Annotated in this window: 16 protein-coding genes; 9 read left to right on the top strand and 7 right to left on the bottom strand. The window is 64.5% G+C overall.

What is annotated here, in order from left to right; all coding sequences use genetic code 11:
• Positions 1-61: 61 nt before the first annotated feature.
• The 9 genes from ABZO29_RS13735 to ABZO29_RS13775 all read left to right on the top strand — a co-directional run bounded on the left by ABZO29_RS13735 (position 62) and on the right by ABZO29_RS13775 (position 13,203).
• Positions 62-2,215 (top strand): protein kinase, encoded by a 2,154-nt coding sequence (locus ABZO29_RS13735; protein ID WP_367320467.1) that lies wholly within the window; start codon positions 62-64, stop codon positions 2,213-2,215.
• Positions 2,216-2,260: 45 nt separating this feature from the next.
• Positions 2,261-4,336, top strand: a complete 2,076-nt coding sequence (locus ABZO29_RS13740; protein WP_367320468.1) for a protein kinase — start codon at positions 2,261-2,263, stop codon at positions 4,334-4,336.
• A 380-nt stretch (positions 4,337-4,716) separates the two neighbouring features.
• A complete protein-coding gene (locus ABZO29_RS13745) occupies positions 4,717-5,187 on the top strand; it encodes a hypothetical protein (protein WP_367320469.1) in 471 nt (156 codons plus the stop codon).
• 11 nt (positions 5,188-5,198) lie between these two features.
• On the top strand, positions 5,199-7,505 hold the full coding sequence (locus ABZO29_RS13750; protein WP_367320470.1) for a DUF6571 family protein: 2,307 nt from the start codon (positions 5,199-5,201) through the stop codon (positions 7,503-7,505).
• On the top strand, positions 7,502-8,044 hold the full coding sequence (locus tag ABZO29_RS13755; protein WP_367320471.1) for a hypothetical protein: 543 nt from the start codon (positions 7,502-7,504) through the stop codon (positions 8,042-8,044). The genes ABZO29_RS13750 and ABZO29_RS13755 overlap by 4 nt, the downstream gene beginning before the upstream one ends.
• Positions 8,045-8,651: 607 nt before the next feature.
• The gene (locus ABZO29_RS13760) at positions 8,652-9,167 is read left to right on the top strand and encodes a hypothetical protein (protein ID WP_367320472.1); all 516 of its coding nucleotides are present in this window, start codon (positions 8,652-8,654) and stop codon (positions 9,165-9,167) included.
• The gene (locus ABZO29_RS13765; protein ID WP_367320473.1) at positions 9,167-11,452 is read left to right on the top strand and encodes a hypothetical protein; all 2,286 of its coding nucleotides are present in this window, start codon (positions 9,167-9,169) and stop codon (positions 11,450-11,452) included. Before ABZO29_RS13760 ends, ABZO29_RS13765 begins: the two co-directional genes overlap by 1 nt.
• Before the next feature lie 4 nt (positions 11,453-11,456).
• Complete coding sequence (locus ABZO29_RS13770; RefSeq protein WP_367320474.1) at positions 11,457-12,038, top strand: hypothetical protein; 582 nt, start codon at positions 11,457-11,459, stop codon at positions 12,036-12,038.
• 643 nt (positions 12,039-12,681) lie between these two features.
• The gene (locus ABZO29_RS13775) at positions 12,682-13,203 is read left to right on the top strand and encodes a hypothetical protein (protein ID WP_367320475.1); all 522 of its coding nucleotides are present in this window, start codon (positions 12,682-12,684) and stop codon (positions 13,201-13,203) included.
• Positions 13,204-13,315: 112 nt separating this feature from the next.
• On the opposite strand, the gene ABZO29_RS13780 is transcribed toward ABZO29_RS13775, so the two are convergent.
• From ABZO29_RS13780 to ABZO29_RS13810, 7 genes are all read right to left on the bottom strand, one after another.
• Complete coding sequence (locus ABZO29_RS13780; protein ID WP_367320476.1) at positions 13,316-13,618, bottom strand: WXG100 family type VII secretion target; 303 nt, start codon at positions 13,616-13,618, stop codon at positions 13,316-13,318.
• A 65-nt stretch (positions 13,619-13,683) separates the two neighbouring features.
• On the bottom strand, positions 13,684-14,025 hold the full coding sequence (locus ABZO29_RS13785) for a WXG100 family type VII secretion target (RefSeq protein WP_367320477.1): 342 nt from the start codon (positions 14,023-14,025) through the stop codon (positions 13,684-13,686).
• 112 nt (positions 14,026-14,137) lie between these two features.
• A complete protein-coding gene (locus ABZO29_RS13790) occupies positions 14,138-15,232 on the bottom strand; it encodes a S8 family serine peptidase (RefSeq protein WP_367326131.1) in 1,095 nt (364 codons plus the stop codon).
• Between the two features lie 195 nt (positions 15,233-15,427).
• Positions 15,428-17,104 (bottom strand): WXG100 family type VII secretion target, encoded by a 1,677-nt coding sequence (locus ABZO29_RS13795; RefSeq protein ID WP_367320478.1) that lies wholly within the window; start codon positions 17,102-17,104, stop codon positions 15,428-15,430.
• Positions 17,104-17,559 carry a hypothetical protein gene (locus ABZO29_RS13800; protein WP_367320479.1) on the bottom strand — a complete coding sequence of 152 codons (456 nt, stop codon included), beginning with the start codon at positions 17,557-17,559 and terminating at the stop codon, positions 17,104-17,106. Before ABZO29_RS13800 ends, ABZO29_RS13795 begins: the two co-directional genes overlap by 1 nt.
• 309 nt (positions 17,560-17,868) lie before the next feature.
• Positions 17,869-18,390 carry a hypothetical protein gene (locus tag ABZO29_RS13805; protein WP_367320480.1) on the bottom strand — a complete coding sequence of 174 codons (522 nt, stop codon included), beginning with the start codon at positions 18,388-18,390 and terminating at the stop codon, positions 17,869-17,871.
• A complete protein-coding gene (locus tag ABZO29_RS13810) occupies positions 18,368-18,571 on the bottom strand; it encodes a hypothetical protein (protein ID WP_367320481.1) in 204 nt (67 codons plus the stop codon). The genes ABZO29_RS13805 and ABZO29_RS13810 overlap by 23 nt, the downstream gene beginning before the upstream one ends.
• Positions 18,572-19,064: the final 493 nt, after the last annotated feature.

The following is a 19,064-nucleotide window of genomic DNA, read 5'->3' on the forward strand; positions in this document are numbered from 1 at the left end:
CAGTCCGCCGCCTTGCTCGCCGCGGAAATCCGCATCGACTCCCGAATGTGACCAGCTCCCGATGATCTCGCCCCTGACTCACGACGACCCCGGCCACATCGCCACATACGAGTTGCTCGCCCGACTCGGCAGCGGCGGCATGGGCACGGTCTACCTTGCACGAGCGGCTTCGGGGCGGACCGTCGCACTCAAGACGATGCACGCCCGGATCGCGGAGGATCCGGCGTCCCGTACCCGGTTCCATCTGGAGACCGATGCGGCCCGTGTGATCGGCGGCCGATACGGGGCTCAGGTGTTCGATGCAGACCCTCTGGCCGCTACACCGTGGCTCGCGACGGAATACGTGATCGGTCCGCCCCTGAGTGATGCGGTCGGCGCCTTCGGTCCGTTGTCCGAGTCCGCGGTGCGAGCCCTGGGTAGCACCCTGTGCGATGCCCTGGCGCAGTTGCACAGCTCAGATGTCGTCCATCGCGACCTCAAGCCGTCCAACATCATGGTCACCGCCGACGGTCCTCGCCTCATCGACTTCGGTATCGCTCGCGCGATCGGCGACGAGCACCTCACCCGCACGGGAGCGGCTGCGGGCACACCCGCCTACATGTCGCCCGAGCAGGCCTTGGGACAGGAGCACACGGCCGCGGGCGACGTGTTCGCACTGGCAGGCGTTCTGGTCTTCGCAGCGACCGGCAGCGCCCCGTTCGGTTCGGGACAGGCCGCTGACCTCATCTACCGGGTGCGCTACGCCGAGCCGGACCTGAGCCGTGTTCCTCCAGCCCTCGCGTCCATCTTGTCGCGCTGTCTTGAGAAAGATCCCTCGCGGCGACCGACCACCCCGGTACTGCGGGCCGAACTGTCCAGCTCTGCGACCGAATTCGCCGATGTTCTGCCCCAACCGTTTCTCGACGAGATCGGCCGTCGTGCCACGGTCGTATGGCAGGCGCCTCCCCACCGCCTTCCTGCGCCCGCTCCGGGACCGTACGACTCGACGGTCACGTCCGTCGTGGCCACTGCCTCCGCCGCACCGTCGCGCCGCAAACTGCTGGCGCTCGGCGGTGGTTCGCTGCTCGGAGCGGCGGCCGCGGGCCTCGGGGCCTGGTCGTGGTTGGGCGGCGAAAGCCGCGAAGAACCTCCATCGGCCGTATGGCGTACAAACTTCACCGCACCGGCCTCGGAGCAGCGCGTTCCTCCCGTGGTTGTCAGCGACCACCTCATCGTGAACGGCTCTTCCGGCGTACGCGCCTTCAATGCGGCGACCGGTCAACTCGACTGGACCAGCACGGATCTCGCCGGGCCCTGGCGGGCGGCCACCGACGGCAGCCAGCTCTACGGCCTGTCTCCGGTTGGCTCGAATCCGTACGCGTTCACGATCTCGAGTGTCGGTTCGAGCGACGGATCCTTCACCTCACGTGTCGCCCTGCTCGACAAGTGGGCCGGCGGCCTGAAGTACGAGCGGCTGCTGTGTGCCTCGGAAGGCAAGGTGTTCGCGGTGGCAGGAGTCAAGACGCGCAAGCCGGGCGAGACGCAGACCGACGGCCCCGACACCGCGTGGAGCCTCCTCGCGGCGGACCTCACCACCGGCGAGGTGATTTGGGATCTATCGCTGGGGCGAACCGGCTCCGCCGGGCAGACGTACGTGATGGCACGCGTCGCCGGCACGTCTCTGATCATCTGCGGCAGAACGGGTTCGGCGCCGTACATCGCCGCCTACGAAGCGCTCTACGACCACCGCAACTGGGTCGCCGGAGTTTCCGAAGCGGAAATCCACGCCGGACGCAGCGAACTGGCCGCGGACGACAAATACATGTACCTCGGTGGCGACGCGCTGCGTGCGCGATCACTGGCCACCGGCAAGACGGTATGGACCTATCGCGGTTCCGCGGCCTCATACGGCGCTCCGACTGTCGTGGACGGTGTGGTGTATGTGACTGAAGGCAAGGGGTCCGGGGGGCTCGCGGCCGTGGACGCCGACAATGGAAAGCTGATCTGGCGAGAAACCGGTCCCCCTGCCACAGCTCCAGGCCTTGACACTGCGCCGGTGGTCGGCAGTACCTACGTCTACCGGCGTTCCACCTCCGGGATCGTCGCCGTCGACCGCAAGGCCCGAAAGGCGGCCTGGACGTTCCGGACCGATGCGACCGCTTTGGTGGCCCTACCGAACAGGAAACTGCTGTTCGGTGTGGGTGCACGTTCTGCCGTCGCCATTCCCTTCGAGTGACCCCCTTCCCCTGTACCGGTCTTCAGTGAAAAGAGACTTCACTCCATGACTCCCCTCGGCTTCGGTGACCCGCTCCGACTCGGCCCCTACCGGCTGCTCGGCGTGCTCGGGGAAGGCGGCATGGGCAAGGTGTACTTGGGCCAGGACGCCTCCCGCACCTTGGCCGCGGTGAAGGTGCTGCGTCCCGAACTGGCCCACGACCAGAATCTGGCCCAGCGCTTCCTGCGTGAGGCACATACGGCTCAGGCCGTGACCAGCCGGGGCGTAGCACGTGTGATGGGCGCTCAGTTGGAGGGCGACCGTCCTTGGATCGCGTCGGAGTTCCTGTCCGGTCCGACGCTCGAGCAGGCAGTCCGTACGCACGGTCCATTCGACGAAACCGGCGTACGGAATCTCGCCGCGATCCTCGCGACCACCCTCGCTGAGATCCACGCAGCGGGGTTGGTCCACCGTGACCTCAAGCCCGCCAACATCGTGCTGACCTCGAACGGTCCCCGCATCATCGACTTCGGCATCGCACGTCCCGAGCACGGCCTCACCCTCACTACGACCGGGCAGGCGCCTGTGACGCCCGGATTCGGCGCACCGGAGCAGGTTCTCGGGCAGCGGGTGGGCCCGGCAGCCGATGTCTTCTCGCTCGGTGCCGTCCTGGTGTACGCGACGGGCGGGCGCCCCGCCTACACCGGGTCACACGTGGCCGCGGTCCAGTACGCAGTGGTACACGGCGAACCCGACCTGACGGCCGTGCCGCCCGAATTCCAGCCGCTCATTGGTCCGTGCCTGTCCAAGGACCCGGCCAAACGCCCCGTGCCCGCGCAGATCGCCGCGGCTTTCGCTCCAACACGTGGCACCCGACGCGTCTGGCAGCGGGGCCCGGTGGGCGAAACAATCAAGCAACACGAGACGCAGACCAAGAAGTACACGACCGTTGTTGGAGGCGTCTCGCGAGCGGCCACCTCGCGGCGCCGGTTCCTCGCCGCCTTCGGCACGGGTGGTGCGCTCCTCGCGGCAGGCGGGGCCACAACGGCATGGTGGCTACTGCACGACAGTCTGCCCGCAGCGGGGGACGCCCCGCCTGCCACGCTCATCAAGGACCCGAGTTCAGACGACTCTTACGCCAACAAGCCGCCTCGGCCGCTATGGGGCCCATTCAAGATTGCCCCAACCGACGCCCCGGCACCTCTCGCGCTGCGCGATGTCGTGATCTTCGCTTCGTCAGAGGGTGGGCTGACGGCACGCAAGGTCATCGACGGCACGGAAAAGTGGGCCTTGCCCGGCATCGATGCGACGGCACGGTACGTGGCAGTCGGGCGGACCCAGTTCGCAGCCGTCGACAGGAAGGGGAACCTCCATATCCACGACGCGTCTACCAGCGAGCGCTTGTGGAGCGTCTCCCTCAGGGTTACGCGGGTGCTCGCTGCCGACGACGCCACCGTGTACGCCGCCACAGCCGACGACGATCTGCGGGCGGTTGACAGGACCAGCAGGAAGAACAGGTGGCCGGTGCCCAGCGCGTATGTTGGGCCGATCGGAAAGACCGCCGAGGCTGCCGCCGGCGACGGCTACCTGGTGGTGTCGAGCGAGGACGGTACCGTCTTCGCTTTCAGCTCCAAGACGGGCAAGAAGGCATGGGACCTGACTGGCCAGAACAAGGGAAAGGCCCTCACTCCCCTCATCGCCAACGGCACGGTGTACCTGGGCGGCAGTGACCTCGTCGCCCGCAATCTGAGTGATGGGCAGGATCTCTGGAAAGTTCCCGGTACCTGGGGCCCTCCCGTTCTGGAGGGGAATTACGTTACGGCCGTGGACGGCGGAGGCGAATGGTCCCAATACGACCAACGTCCTGTCCGATTCTCCGCAGATACGGGCGACGAAGACTCTGATTGGTATGCGGCACCTGAAGGTGACGACGCACCTATGGCCGCCCCGCTCTTTCAAGGCCACTCCATGTGGGTGGTCGAGGGGGGTGACACGAAGGGGGTTACGGCCCTCAACAAGGACACAGGTGACCGGGCTTGGACGTACAAACCCGAGCGTGGCGGCACCTGGGGTATGACCGCAGCGGGCAACCGCGTGTTTCTGCTCAACGACGGGGAGGCTGTGGCGATGCCGGTCTTCTGAGGCGGAACGGGCGGAGCTCGCTTCCAGGCATCGCCAGCCAGGGTGTCGTCGGGTCGGTTCGATCGCTGGGGTGTGTTCGGCACCCAGGGCGTGATCTTCTCCGTCGAAACGGCCGAGGGCGACATGCTCGAAGGGGTTCAGCCACGGCCGATGTCGTCAGAGCGAGGATGTCCGTGTCTCAGCATAGGCGGATGCCGTTGATTCAGGCGGAGTTGGTGAAGAAACGGGATCGAGCCTTGCTCTGTCGGAGCGTGGCCGGTTGCCCACTGCTAAGTTCACGGAATGCTCTCGTCCAGGTGGAGTGGAGCCCCTGGAGACACCGGAGTGGGCCTCACGCGGGTAGCCGACGGGCGTACACACAAACGGGGAAGGAGCCGCGCATGGCCTGGGATGAATGGGAGCAGCTGAAGTCCGAGGCCGGGGACGGCCATGCGACGCAGATGCGCCTCAATCAACTGCCGGCCGAGGGCGGAGGCGGCGGCGGAGACCTCGTCGCGTATCAGGATGACCTGGGTGCCGTCGGGCATGACGCCTACCTCCTGTACGACGACATCAGCAAGGGGGCCGACATCGCCACGGCCGGAGCGGCCAAGGACGGAGTCGGCTCGACATCGCAGGCGGCGGCGGGCCTGAAGTCGCACAACTTCGCCATGGGCGGTGCTCTGGAGAAGACCGTCGAGGTGTGGTCGTCCCAGCTGAAGTCGGTGTTGCAGGCCTGTGCGCACATCTCCAACCACCTGAACTACAGCCAGAAACGTCACGCGGAGGACGATGCGCAGATCTCCACGGTGCTTCGCGCGAGTGACGGCTCGACCGTGTCGGTGTCCCAGCTCGACAAGTACTTCAAGTAGGAGAAGCTGCAGTGGCTCTCACTTTCACTGACCTTGTCGAGGTCAACCTTGGCCAGCTCGCCACCGCCGTTTCGGACTGGAACAGGACCGTCGACAGTCTCAGGACGGCTGCGGAGAACGCCCAGAACGGCATGCGGTCCAAGTCGGACGCAGCTCGGTGGGCCGGCGCCAACGCCACGGTGACGCGGGAGTTCATCACCAAGACGGCGAAGGAGATCTCGGATCTCCACATGGAGGCGAAGAGCATCTTCAGGGTGCTGGAGGACGGACACACGGAGCTGGCCTCACTCCAGAAGCAGATCAAGCGGGCCGTGGGGGTGGACGCGGCCAATCTCGGTGTTCGCGTCGAGGACATCGGTGACGGCAAGGTGCGCTGTTTCTTCCCCCATGTCCGCGGTGACACGGACGAACGTACGCAGGAGCAGCTCGACGCCAAGCAGGAGCTGGAGAGCCGGATCAACCGGATCCTCGCCCACGCCGCGGAGATCGACACCTCAGTCGCCCGGGCACTGGCAAACAGCCACGGCAACGACGCGCACAACGCGGGCCACAGCGATTACGAGTCACTGAACGACGCCGAGGTCGAACGCGCCCTCGAACTGGCCCGCAAGGGCGACAAGATGTCCGACGCGGAACTGCGCGAGCTGAATGAGCTACTGCGGTTCAACTCCGGTGAGAAGGACGGTGAGTTCGCAACCGAGTTCTACCAGGGGCTCGGCGGACCCGAGAAGGCGCTGGAGTTCTACGCCGAGATGTCCATCAACGGCACCGACCCAAACGCGACCAAGATCCGGCTCGACGCGGTGCAGGACCTGCAGAAGGTCATGGGCTACACGCTGGCCAACGCCACTGACCCGGATCACAAGCACCACCTGCCCGACAGCTGGAACGCGGACTTCCGCCGCCTCGGCACCCAGCAGATCGGCTGGGAGCGCGGACAGATGAACAAGCCGTACGGCTATCAGGTCCTCGGCGGGCTGCTCCGGTACGGCAACTACGACGCGAGGTTCCTCACACCCATCGCGGAGCACATCACGCAACTCCACAAGGAAGACCCGTACCGCTTCCTTTCCAACAAACCCGGGGGCTGGCCGGACAACTACGGCTTCAACCCGTCGGGCAAACTCGGCACCGGAAACGACCCGCTCAACAGCGTCCTGGAGGCCCTGGGCCACAGCCCGGAAGCCTCCGAGAAGTTCTTCACCCAGCCGCCGACCGCCTACAACGAGGACGGCACGGTGAAGAAGGACGGCAACCTCGGATTCGACTCGTACCTCGATGTGTTCACCGACAAGGACTTCGAGTGGACGATCGACACCAACGACACGAATGTCCTGGCGGACGAGGACAAGACGAAGAAGGCCCTGGGCTTTGGGCCCGAGGCGTTGGGGCATGCGTTGGAGGCGGCAACGACTGGACGGCCGTACGACAGCGACGACGCCGCGGATGCCATCAAGCACACCGAGGCACGCGCCAACCTGGTCCGCGAGATCGTCGACAAGTTCGGTGAGAATCCTGAGCTTATTCGGCACAACGAGAACGGGGACATCGACCAGGAATCAGGGCCTCTCTACGCGCTGAGAGGAAGTCTCGGGGACATCACAGCCGAGTACATGGGCGATTTCCAGCGGGCGATGTACAGGGAAGACCCCAGCAGTGACTTCTTCCCAACGTTCGGTGAGGCAGCAGGCCTCGACTCCAACAACACAGCTCGCTTCTTGGGTGAAGTGGGTCAGGATCCTGACGCCTATGCGGCCATCACAAATGCCCAGCAGGCCTACACGGCTGACGTCGTGGATCACGTGATCAATGGTGACAGCCATTCGACGGCGTCCCTGGATGGACGAGTGGGTGCCGCAGTCGCCCCCGGTTCGGCGATCGCAGGCGTCTTGAGCGATGCCAGAGCACACGCGATTTACGAGTACCACACTGCTTCCGACCAAGAATACAACGAGGCTGCGGCTGACAAGCAGAAGTGGGTGAACCGCATCCTGGGCATGGGAATTGAGAAGGTTGGCGAACGGGTTCCCATTGCTGGAACTGCTCTTGAGTGGGCCTCGGAAGACATCCAGGAGTCCATTATGAAGAGCATCGAACAGGACACGGCGACCGAGGCGCAAGCACAGGCGGGCATGGAGTACACGAATGGTCGTAATGCAGCCATTGACTCAGCCGAAGCCGCCGTGAATCACGCTCTGATGAACAATGAGACCATCAACCCCGATACCGCCGATGACCTCAAACGGGCGGCGCGAACATCCGCCGGCCACAGCCACTCGGACGGCGCGCAGTGGAAATCGGAGAGTAGCGCCAATTGAATACCCAAACGTATGTCCTGCGAGGCGTCGCGCTGTCCGTTGCCGCAATGGTCGCGGCTGGTTGCTCTTCGGACGAGCCGAAGCAAGAGTTCACGATTCCCAAAGCGCTGTGCGGCGTTTCCGTCCCGAGCAACGCACTCTCCCGCCTCCTACCTGCGTCCGGCAAGCGGCTAACCGTTGACGAGAGGGGCACCTTGGACGACGGCAACGTGTCGTGTCAGGTCAACGTGGATAACCACGACATGGTCGTCGTACTCAATAGCGAGCGAATCGATGCAGGCGACTCTGCGCAGAGTATCCTGCAGAGCAGACTTTCCATCTCGCAGCAGAAGTCTGTAGAAGGCGGCTCAATTGCATATGCCGATCAGGCCGCGGTGTCGCTGATCGAGTGCCGCGGAGCAGGAATCGAGAGGGAGGACATCAGCACCCTTGTAAGGGTTCTGAAGCCTGGGCGGCCAGACGAGTCGGCCATGAAGAGCCTGATCTCCGGGTATACGGCCGCGCTCAAGCAGCAGCGGCCCTGCAGGCAGGGATCCTGATCAGGTTCGCGCTGTACCACATGACGCGCCCCGCTTGACGGCCGCGGCGCAGGGGAGAGCGGGGCACCCACCAGTTCTCTTTGTGAGCCCTGCTCGAACGCCGGGAGTAGCGCCGATATGGCCACGGTTGCCAACGTGCCACCCGGGACGCGGCCTTGCGCCTGGGACGTTCCCGGGGTGACGGGCCACCGAAGCCGCCGTTGGGGGGCCGTCAACTGCAGGGCGGCTGTACGCACCTGCTGGCCTGACCCCGGTGGCAGGTTTCCGTGCGGGTGGATGCGCGGGACGCGCGTGCGGGCGTCGATGGCGGTGAACTAGCAACGCTTGTTAACGCCGATCCCGACGCGATCGCCGAGCAGAGTTCCCCTACCGCTTCGCTGTGGCGTGTTCCGTGTACCGCTGCAAGTCCAACCGGCGGCCGCGATCTCCGGGGGCCTCCGCAACGTGCTGCCTCCCTGCGCGGCGAGCTGTGACTTGTGGAAAATTTGGTGAGATCCGGGAACGTCCTTGATTCGAGGGCGCCAGTCTGGCCAGTTGGTAGGTTGACGGAACAGTGCCGCTTGTAGGGCGGTCCGCACGGACGGGGATACGGGGAAGGGGTCCGCGCATGGCGTGGGACGAGTGGGAGCAGCTGAAGTCGCAGGCGGCTCAGAGCGGGTCGGCCCAAATGCAGCTGAACCAGTTGGATCCCGGTGACGGCGGACGTCCTGCGCCGGATCCCAGTCAGTACGGCGATCTGAGGGCAAGCCAGAAAGACCTGGCGAAGATCGGCACAAATGCCTTCGACCTGTACAACGACCTGTGGAGCAAGGGGCGCAAAGCGGTGCCCACGAGTGAGTCGGCCGCCGGCACCCTCACCAAGGGAGGCTTCGCCCTTGGCGCAGCACTCCAGCACGTCGCGGTCCGCTGGGACGAGCAGTTGTCGTCCCTGCGGGACGCGTGCGCACACATCTCGAACCACATGACCGTCACCACGAAGTTGCACGCCGACAACGACCACTACATCCGCCGGCAGATGAGCAGCATCGACCTGCTGGACGCGGGCTTCGACGAACGGGTCGGCAAACCCGGCGAGAAGAACGACGTGTACGGCGAGTCCGGCGACAAGAAGGGCAAGAACTGATGGATCTCGACGCCCTTCGCAACGCCGACTTCAGCCTGCTGGACGACGCCGTCGACGACTGGTCGACCATGGTCGGAGACCTGGAGACTCTGAAGACGAATGCCGAGAACGGCCTCCATGGCGCCGCCAACAAGGCCAACTGGGCGGGCTACAACGCCACCGTCTCAAAGGAGTTCATCGGCAAGACGTCCGGGGAGTTCGCGGACGCGCACGCCCAGGCGGACTCCATCTACAAGATCCTCAGAGACACCCGTAACGAACTGAAGGACTACAAGGGGCAGCTCAACGACGCCATTGAGCGCGGCCGACAGAAGAACCTGACGGTCATCGGCTACGACGGCGGGTTCACCGTCACCACCAACGTCCCGCCGGAAGGTCGCGCCCAGCAGGACAACGACAAAAAGGGCGAGATCACCGCGCTGCGTGACGAGATCCAGAAGATCCTGGACAAGGCCACCGAGAGCGACAAGTCGGCCAGCACCGTCCTCACGGCTATCGCCGACCAGAGCCAGACGGGGTTCTCAGACGTCGATTACGAGGACAGGGACTCCGCGGACAAGGCGATCAAGGACGCCGAGGAACTGGCCAAGCTGGCGAAGAAGAAGCCCGAGGACATGACGGTCGAGGACTTCGACCGGCTCAACAAGGGCCTGAAGGACTACGCGGACGACGAGCTGTTCGCGGAACGCTTCGCCACGAGCCTCGGTCCGGAAGGCACTCTCAACTTCTGGACCGGCATCAACGACACGCACGGCGCCTGGAAACTGGGACAACAGCGAGTCGACCAGTATGACGACCTCCAGAAGAACCTGAGCCTCACCCTCGCCACGGCGTCACAGAGCGACAGCGCCGCCATGGCCGACTGGAAGTACCGGATGGTCGACATGGTCGACAAGCCGGTAGGCCGCACCGGCGGTTTCCCGCTCGGGGGGCAGGTCATGACCAATCTGATGCGGTGGGGCGACTACGACGACCGCTTCCTCGTCGACTACGGCGACAAGCTGATCGAAACGGAGAAGAAGTTCACGAGCAACGGCCGCCACGGCGCCTGGAGGCGCACAGGCGCCGACCCCCTGCTCAACCACACAGGCACCGACTCGGGCTGGGACCCGATGACCGGCTACCTGAAGGCACTGTCGAACAGCCCCGATGCGGCGACGGAGTTCTTCAACGACACCTTCGTCACGAAGAACGAGGACCACGATTTCACCCACGACACGGACGGGGACGGGAAGCAGGGGAAGCGGACACTCAGCAACTTCGACTACCTCTTCGAGGAGCGCGACTGGCCTCAGGACGTGGACAAGAAGGGCGAGGACAGCATCGCGGGGCGGAACAATCTGGCTTTGGCGTTGGAGGCTGCCACTACGGGGCATCCGGCGGGGGAGATCCCGACGATTGATACGCCGGCGCACAATGTCGAGCAGGCGAAACTCATGGAGCGCCTGGTGTCGTCGATCTCCGATAACCCAGAGCGGCTCACGGACCACGGTTACATGTCCGACAGCGTTGGGCAGATCGTGTCAGAATACCTTCCCGATATCAATCGGGCAATGGCAGACGACTCCGATGGAGATACCAACAGGCTTTTCCCGGTGACCGGAACATCCGCCTCACTCAGTCACCGCGACGTAACAGCGCTACTCGTTTCCGTCGGTCAGAATCCCGAAGGCTATGCCGCCATCGAAGTTGCCAACAAGGACTACATGGCAAACATGATGGATTACCACATGAATCCGGATCTACCTTCAAGCGACCGCTACTCCAAGGATACGCAGTTTGCTGTCGAGCAGCTTGCTCACGGTTCGGGTGAGATCTCGGGAACACTCGCCATCGGGCGTCAAGAGGCAGTCGCAGGTCCTGCGGATGAAGATGACAAGGCATACGACCATGCTGTAGCTCAGTGGAAGAACGGCGTCTCAGGTGCTATCGGCACGGGGATTGGCATCGGCGCAACCTTCATCGCGAGCCCCGTAGGCGGTGCGGCTGCCGGCGGTGTCGCCGGTACCGTCAGCAGCATGGTCCTCGAGGAGCTCTTCCAGGATGCAGAGGGCCACGCGAAGGACGACGCGGGAGCCGTCATGGGTGAAAAGTGGGAGAGCGGCCTCGACCAAAATGCGTCTTACACAGAGAGGGCAGCCGAACTTGCGGCCAAGGCACACAACAGAACCGACCTGCAAGACCTGAGCATTGATGAGAAGGCACGTGCAGCTGCACAGCAGGGTTTCAGGGATGCGGGGACGAACACGGAGTACATGGCGCCGCACCTCAAGACCGATATCTGACACCATGCGAGAGGCACTCTTCATGTTCCGCCCCCGGCTCAACCGACCCGCGCAAATCGTCCGAGCTTCGGCTTCCATCGCCGTCGCCTTGGCTGGAGCCCTGATCGTTTCTGCGTGCTCGAGCGGGGGCGGAGAAGAGGACAAGAACTACACACTTCCCAGCACCCTATGCGGCATTACGCTGGACTCGGAACTGCTTGGCGTCTTCCTCCCGGGAGGCGACTCCGTCGACGTGAAGTCCTCATCTCCCAATGGAGGAACGAAACGATGTGACGTGATCGTTGATAGCGATCTAGCGGTGCGTCAGACACAGACCTGGTGGAGCAATGGGGAGAGCGCTTCAACTGTAGCTGCTGGGTACGACAAGATGGACGACAGCCAAGTGTCCAACGACGATCGCTATCTTTTCTCTGGCACTGGCGCCGTAGGTAAGACCACGGCATCTTGTAAGTCCACGGACCATCCCGACCAAACCCTGTACGCCGTAGTTCAGGTGTTCACCCCCGATCGATCCGACTCCGAGGCGATGAATAAACTGATCAAGGCCTACACCAAGGCGCTCGAGGGCTCCAGCGAGTGCGATTGACCGTCGGCAGAGCGAGTGTTCGTGTCGCTCTCACTCTCGTCGCCAGAATGACCGCGCTGCTGTCGTTCGCTGCGTGCTCGTCGTCCGACAGGCAATACACCGTATCCGACTCGCCGTGCGGGGTCGACGCCCCGCAGAGTGTGCTGAAGCCGGTCCTCCCGAAGGGCAAAGACCTCACGGAACATCCGGAATCCTCGGGAAGCACCAAACTCTGTCGCATTCATATCGACGGCAAGTCCGCCCTTTCGGCCAGAATGCAACAGTTGGGAAGACGAGACGACGGCGAGCGCTGCCGCCCAATTCTCGCTCGGCGTCGATCCGCAGGACCAGCAAAGCGACGACAGCCGATACATCTACTCATCAGCAGGGGCGTCGGCAAGGTCGACTGCGCCAAGGCAGAGGCGGACCTCGAGCCGCTGTGGGCCTCTGTCAGGGTGATACACGACAATGCAAAAAGCTGCGGACTTGCTCAAGCTGATCAAGGCGTACGCGGAGGCCGTCCGCGCTTCGAGGGAGTACACCAGTGAGAGCCCGTACGCACCACGCACGCCGAATCAGTCTCGCCATGTGCTTGGCGATCCTTGTCGGGTGCAGTGGCAGTGCCGACGGAGAATCGGCTCTCAGCCTGCAGGAGACTACGTCGGTGCTGCCAGACGGAAAGGCGATTCCAGGATGGGACGTTGCGGCCGAGCCCTTGGTTTACGAGCAGAAGAAGGCTCTTTCATATGGCCTGACGCGGTGCTACACGAAGCAATCCTGCGAAAACGTCCGCTTCGCGGGGCGGTCTCTCTTTCTGAAAGCGAAGAAGCCCTCAATCACGTTCCTGATCATGGCCTATCAGGACACCGAGACCGCGCAATCGGCGTACGAACCGGTGTGGAAGGCATGGAGTGGCCGAGTTCCCCAGTCGCAGAAAGTGGACCTCGGGAAGATCGGGGACCGCAGTGACGCCGTGGCCGGGATGGATGCCTCGTTCATCCCTGGGTCGAAGGGTGTGCTGTCGCAGGTGCGAGTGGGGAGCGTCCTTCTACTCACGCACGGTGCGGCCGGATCCGAGGTCGAGTTGGCGGATTCGCTCATCGACAAGCTCGCCACCGCTTTCGCCGAACGTGCCCAGCAGGCAAAGGACGGCCAGACGCCGTCGGCAGGCCTGGGCGACGTCTGATAAGCCGGGCCAACACGGCCGGGGCTGCATCACAGGTCCAAACGCACTAGTGCACACAGCAGGGTGGGCACCTCCCGTGCGTGCCCACCCTGTCAAGCTGTGCTTCTCGGCGTCACTGGAAGTAGCTGGCCGCCTTGAGGTCGCCGCCCCTGTAGTCGCCACTGGCCTGGGTGACCTTGTGGCCGATGCTCACGAGCGCCGCGTGGATGGCGTTGGCGTCGGCGTCCCACTCCTTCATCTTCTGGCCGAACTGGTTCGCCGCCTCGCCTTCCCAGCCGCCGGCAACACGGAGTACGGCGGCCTTCAGGGCCTGGAGGTCTTCCTCGAGCTTCTTGGCCTGGTTGCCGAGCTCGGTGGTGATCGCGTCGAGACCGCCGTACTTAACAGCAAGCCCGTCGTAGTGCACGTCAGCCATGCTTCCTCATCTCTTCGTTGGCTTCTTGCGGGCCGCTACGGCCCATAACACGCGAGGGGTGCTGCTCAGTAGCTGTTGAGCGCCGAGTGCGTTCCGCCGTACTGGACGTCGATGCCCTGCATGGTGGCGCGCACCGCGTCTTCGTTCTTGTTGGCGATCTTGCGGGTCTCGTTGATGTTGTCCAGGAACCAGGTGAGCAGGCCGCCGATGTGCTTGACGCGCTCGTTGATCTCGACCTGCTTGGTGTTGAAGGCCCTGGCGCCGATGCCCTGCCAGTTCGCCTCCATCGTGTCCAGGGTTCCCTGGAGGGCCTTGAGCTGGCCCTGGATGGACTCGTACCGCGTCACCATTTCCTTTTCGAGCGCGATTACTTCGGAGTCACTGAGCTTCTGTCCGGCTACCGCCATTACTGGACTTCCCTTCGTAATGTTTCGCTGGTCTTGTGAGGTTGCGCATCACTGGCGATGAGCGCTGGTATCGGGAAACGCGGCTGGGCGCCGCCCCCGTGCGAGTGTCCGATCAGGCAGTTCGCCTCTTGCGTGCCACGGCGAAGATTCCGCCGGCCGCTGCCGCGACGAGGACGGCGCCGAGGATGACGTACAACTGGGTGTTGTCGTCCGAGGAGTTCGAGCTTGATCCTGCCGCCGCGGTCGCGCCGCTTGAAGTGTCCTTGGGTTCTTGTGACGAGGCTGATGCGGAGGCGGAGGGCGAGGAGGATGCTCCGGTGACGCCGGTTCCGTTCTCGTAGCTGAGGGGGTCGGTGTTCGCAGCGCCTGGATTGATGCTGCTGTTTTCGAGCACCTTGCGGGGGCGGACCAGGCCGTAGCCGAGGTAGTTGCTCGGCTCATCCTTCGGCCAGTCGCGACCAGCTGTGTCGATCAGCGTGCGGAGAACCTGGTTGGCCGTCCAGTTGGGGTGGGCGGACCAGATCAGGGCGGCGGAGGCGGAGGCGATAGCGGTGGCCATACTCGTTCCTGTTCCGTCACAGTACGAGCGGAATGTCGTGTCGCACCACGTCGGTACATCAAGTCCCGGCGCCCCAACATCGATGTAATCACCATGCTGCGAAAACTTTCCGACCTTACCGTTCTTGTCCGCAGCAGCTACTCCGACAACATAGGGGTAGGCAGCCGGATAGCTGATGGGGTTCTTCTTCTCCGCCTCATTTCCTACGGCGGCAAACAGGAGCTTCCCTTTGGAATGAGCGTAGCTGATCGCTTCCTTTTCGCCCGGATAGATGTAGGGACTACCGAGGGACAGGTTGATGATTTTCGCGTCTGTGTCGGCAGCAGCCTTGATGGCTTGCGCAACGGATGGGGACTTTGTCAGGTCCTCACCCTTCATACCCTCGGTCTGGACACGGTAAGGCACAATCTTGGCCCCTGGAGCGAGACCCTTTAGACCGCCGCCAGCTCCTGTGCCCGCGATCAGTTCCGCCATGCTCGTTCCGTGGGCATTGAAATCCTCTGTGGCACGATAAGCGACGGATTTCGGTACCTCGCCGACGAGCACCTGCCCCTTGAGTGAAGAAGTTTCGGGGTTGACCCCCGAGTCGATGACGGCCACCTTCACGCCCTTGCCGGTACTCACCTTCCACATCCCGGCGACGTCCATCGCGTCCAAGTACCACTGCTTCGACTGGACGTCGGCAGCAACCGCGCTCGGAGCCAGCCCGGAGGACACGATGGCGAAAGCACCGAGTGCGACGCACACGGTCGACACCCGCCTTCCGGCACGTCCTCTAAAACGCGCGGTCAGTTGGCCACGAGGGCTGGTCCCTGTCATGCCTGTGTAGATCCTCGCTCGTGTTCAGTCAGCCGCTGGCGGCGCGTTGCGCCGCTGGGCCTCGGGCTGACGGTCGTCCTTGCGGTTCGTGTTGCGCCGATTCCCCGCCTGGCCGTGTGGAGCTCCCGCACCGCCTGCGGCGAAATCGCCGCCCCTCCCTGCGGGAGCTCGCCCCGTAGGCGTACCAACAACCCCGTCCGGATTGCCAGCGGTGGGTCGCGCGGTCTGCGCCGAACGAGGGCCAGGAGTACTGTTGGGCGCCCCGATGACGCCGCGCTGTCCGATCTTGCCAGCAGGTGTACGGGAACCTGTGTTGCCCTCGGAGCCGACGACCGTACCGCGGGGCACCCGGGAACCGGTCGCTCCCTGAGCAGTACCGGCGGTAGGCCTTCCTCCGACGACACCATTGCCTCGCGCCGCTCCCGTGGAACCCGTGCCACCGGCACCGGCTCCCGTAGTCCCACCAGTGGCGCGAGGTGTTCCGCCGGAAATGCCGTGACCGATCGGAGACTTACCTACCGCCGTGCCGGCGCCTCGGACGCCCGGTTGGCCCATCGCGGTAGCGCGTCCCATCGGTCCCGTGGTGCCGCGCCCGGCCGCGGTGCCGCTGGGAGTGCCCGCGCGCCCCTGTGCCGTGACCGGCGCCGTGTTACCGGCTCTCGCTCCGCTGAATCCCGTGGTACGGCCAGTTTGCCCACCAAGGGTGGGCGGCAGCGTACCGGCCGCGAAAGGCGGGACCGTCCCTGCAGTGGTTCCGCCAGGCCCGGTCGGGGACGACGGCGTTACGGTCACTGGTTTAGCGGTCTCCTGCGGCGGCACAGTTCCCACGCTGTCAATCTCTGTACCGACATGCCGCCCTGAGGGTGAAATGGAATCAGCCAGCTCTTTGGAAGTCGGCAGCGCGTCATGCGTTCGTGACCGATCCACTCCGCTTTCAGTCGAATGGTGAGTGACTACACCAGACTCGCTCTGGGACGAGGATGAGCCGTAGTCACCGCTCTCAGCGGGAGATACCCGTTTGGAAACAGTGGGTTTCGGCACCCCCACATCCGGCATAGCCTCAAACGTAGGCGGCTCCTGAGCCGCCAGCATCTCCTCCGACACCGCATAGAAGGACGCCAACCGGTTCATCTGGTTGATCGCCTCTTGGCGGTCCTGCTCGGCCTTGACCGCCGCGGCGTATTCCTTGTTGGTGGAGATCTGCTCGGGTGTCGGGATGTCCGAGGGTGTCTGCGTCGGATCGGGCCGCGTGTCGCGAGGGGGCATCGCCTTGCGGACGGATGCGAGGCCTGTGGCCGCTGCCTGCATCTGGGTGCCGGAGACTTGGGCGAAGGTGGCGAGGTTGGAGGCGTGGAGGACGAGGTTGTTGCCCCAGTCGCGGAAGGCGGTGCCGGACTCGCCCTCCCAGTCGACACGGGGGATGTGACCCGAGAGTTCGTCGGCCGCCTTTTGGATGGATTCGCTTGCGTCCAACAGGGCATTGCCTGCGGACGCCAGGTGCTCCGGATTGGCGGAGTCGACCATGTCGATCATGGCGTTCAGGGCGTGGCCCTCGAAGTCCGTCTTGCCGAAGACGCGGATGTTTCCAACGAAGGGGACGATGTTCGCCACGCGGTTGACCATGTCGATGGCGCCAACCTGTGCGACGGCCTGGTCAAGCTCCTCCTGGTGCGGAGACTGGTGCTTCTGCTCGCCGCTCATTAGTAGCCGCCCCCTGCCTCGGTGTCGTCAGAGCGTTTCTGGGCGGACTGACCGTTCTTCGCGGCCTCGGCAGCCTTCTGCGCCCGCTCCGCTTCCTCCTGCTGCCGCGAGATGTCCGTCTGGATCTCCCAGAACCGCCGCCGCTGCTCCTCCTCGAGGTTGCTGAAGTCGCCGTGGGCTCCCATCACCGCGATCTGGATCGCTTCTATCTGGAGTCCCAGGTTCTTGGAGAGCGTGGTCAGTCGTTCGTGGACGCGCTCGTACTGGCTGTGCAGGCCCTTGGCCTCGGCGAAGCCACCCGCGCCGCTGAACGACCCAGCGGAGAGTGTTTGTGTCCCGATCTTCTGCGCGCTGCCCGGAGAGCTCTCGAACGTCGCGAGCACCGCATCCACACGCTTCTTGAAGGTGCCGAGCGCCTCCAGGCTGGCCCTCATGCTGGCCTCAGCAGGAAGCATGCCTTCCCTCCCCGTTCCCCGTTGGTAAAGCCCTTGAGTGACGCACCGGCGATGGTGGGTGATGCTGGGCGACACACTCATCGACCACTGTAGTCATTGTGTAAATCGCAGCCAACTGAACTTTGTGTTAGGTCAGTTACGAAGTTGTCGAGACACCGTCAGTACGCGGTCAACCCACCTGCGTCAAAGCCCATCAAGGAGCCCCAAACTGGCACATCGTCACCATCCGTGGGCGCGCTGATCTCATGTCGAAACCGCCGCAACGGGTGCCGTGCCGCGCATGGCTCGATCTTTGCTATGCCAAAAAGCTCACCCCTGCAAGGCCCGCCGAGCCCCCACCTCACTCGCGGACTCGCGAACAGTGAACGCCGCAACGACCCACCCCACGCACCACGCCGCCCCCGCCGGCAACACCGGCGCCGCGATCAGAAAGAGTGCGCGGCCCGCCAAGGTCAGCCCCACGGAGCGGCGGGTCTCCTCGCGTTTCGTCCGGCGGGCCTGGTCGGGGGTCGGCGGGTCCAGGAGTTTTGCTCGATGGTCGCGGCGCTGCACCCGCCAGCCCCAGACCACTGCCGCGCACGAGGCCAGCGCCTGCGCCCAGTCCCACACCGTGCGCGCGGTCGGCGGCAGGGTGTCGCGGAAACTGCCGTACAAGACCAGCGCGATGTAGCAGAAGAAGGCCAGCACTGCGAACCACAGGGCGGCGCCCAGCACGCGGCGCAGCCAGTAACGCGCGCCGCGCTCGTACCAGGTGGTGCCGAGGCCCGGCAGGGACGGGATGCGGACGGGGGCTCCGGGGGCGGGGGCCTCAGAAGATGCTCTTGATGCCATGCCAGACGTCATCCTTCAGTCGTACGAAGTCGTCCCCGGTCTCCGACAGGACATGGCCGGTGCCGTGCAGCACACCGCCCACCACCCCGTGGTCGTGGATGTCCTCGCTCCAGTGCTCGTGGAAGGCATGGTCGATGACGCCGGTCGCGCCGATCACCACCGCGCCGCCGACGCCGGCCACGACCGCGACGGGTACGTCGACGGGTGCGAGGGCGACGAGGCCCGCCGTGATGGCCGTACCGGCGGCGAGGCCCGCGAGGTTGGCGCCGCCGTCGACCGCGACGGAGTGCTACCAGGACCAGCCCTTGTCGTGGTCGACACGGGGGTGTGATACGCGGGGACGCCGGGCTTCGGGCCTGAAGGCTGTTCCGTGGAGGGGTCCGGCAGCACGTACTCGGTGTACTCGGCGTACTCGAGAATGCGTGATCTGCGGGACTCCGGCTCCGACGAGCAGGCCGGAGCGCGGCCTGCGGGCGGCTCCGGTTCGAGATAGTCGAGAAGGCGCGAACGGATCGGTATACCCACCGCCGTCTCCTCGTCCCCGTGGACGATGTGGCGCCACCACCGTAGCCAGCGAGATATCGGGCAAATTCCGCTATGTCAGGTTGGAGTGGCTCGGGTATGCGGAACCCATACGGCTGTTTGGGTCGGGCCTGGTCAGCGCTTGACCACGG

The sequence above is a fragment of the Streptomyces sp. HUAS ZL42 genome (assembly GCF_040782645.1).
GTDB lineage: Bacteria > Actinomycetota > Actinomycetes > Streptomycetales > Streptomycetaceae > Streptomyces.

Bases quoted from the DNA above. Each gene is read 5' to 3' on its own strand.
- ABZO29_RS13735 (WP_367320467.1), top strand. From the start codon at position 62: ATGATCTCGCCCCTGACTCACGACGACCCCGGCCACATCGCCACATAC.
- ABZO29_RS13740 (WP_367320468.1), top strand. From the start codon at position 2,261: ATGACTCCCCTCGGCTTCGGTGACCCGCTCCGACTCGGCCCCTACCGG.
- ABZO29_RS13745 (WP_367320469.1), top strand. From the start codon at position 4,717: ATGGCCTGGGATGAATGGGAGCAGCTGAAGTCCGAGGCCGGGGACGGC.
- ABZO29_RS13760 (WP_367320472.1), top strand. From the start codon at position 8,652: ATGGCGTGGGACGAGTGGGAGCAGCTGAAGTCGCAGGCGGCTCAGAGC.
- ABZO29_RS13765 (WP_367320473.1), top strand. From the start codon at position 9,167: ATGGATCTCGACGCCCTTCGCAACGCCGACTTCAGCCTGCTGGACGAC.
- ABZO29_RS13770 (WP_367320474.1), top strand. From the start codon at position 11,457: ATGCGAGAGGCACTCTTCATGTTCCGCCCCCGGCTCAACCGACCCGCG.
- ABZO29_RS13780 (WP_367320476.1), bottom strand. From the start codon at position 13,618: ATGGCTGACGTGCACTACGACGGGCTTGCTGTTAAGTACGGCGGTCTC.
- ABZO29_RS13785 (WP_367320477.1), bottom strand. From the start codon at position 14,025: ATGGCGGTAGCCGGACAGAAGCTCAGTGACTCCGAAGTAATCGCGCTC.
- ABZO29_RS13790 (WP_367326131.1), bottom strand. From the start codon at position 15,232: ATGGACGTCGCCGGGATGTGGAAGGTGAGTACCGGCAAGGGCGTGAAG.
- ABZO29_RS13795 (WP_367320478.1), bottom strand. From the start codon at position 17,104: ATGAGCGGCGAGCAGAAGCACCAGTCTCCGCACCAGGAGGAGCTTGAC.
- ABZO29_RS13800 (WP_367320479.1), bottom strand. From the start codon at position 17,559: ATGCTTCCTGCTGAGGCCAGCATGAGGGCCAGCCTGGAGGCGCTCGGC.
- ABZO29_RS13805 (WP_367320480.1), bottom strand. From the start codon at position 18,390: ATGGCATCAAGAGCATCTTCTGAGGCCCCCGCCCCCGGAGCCCCCGTC.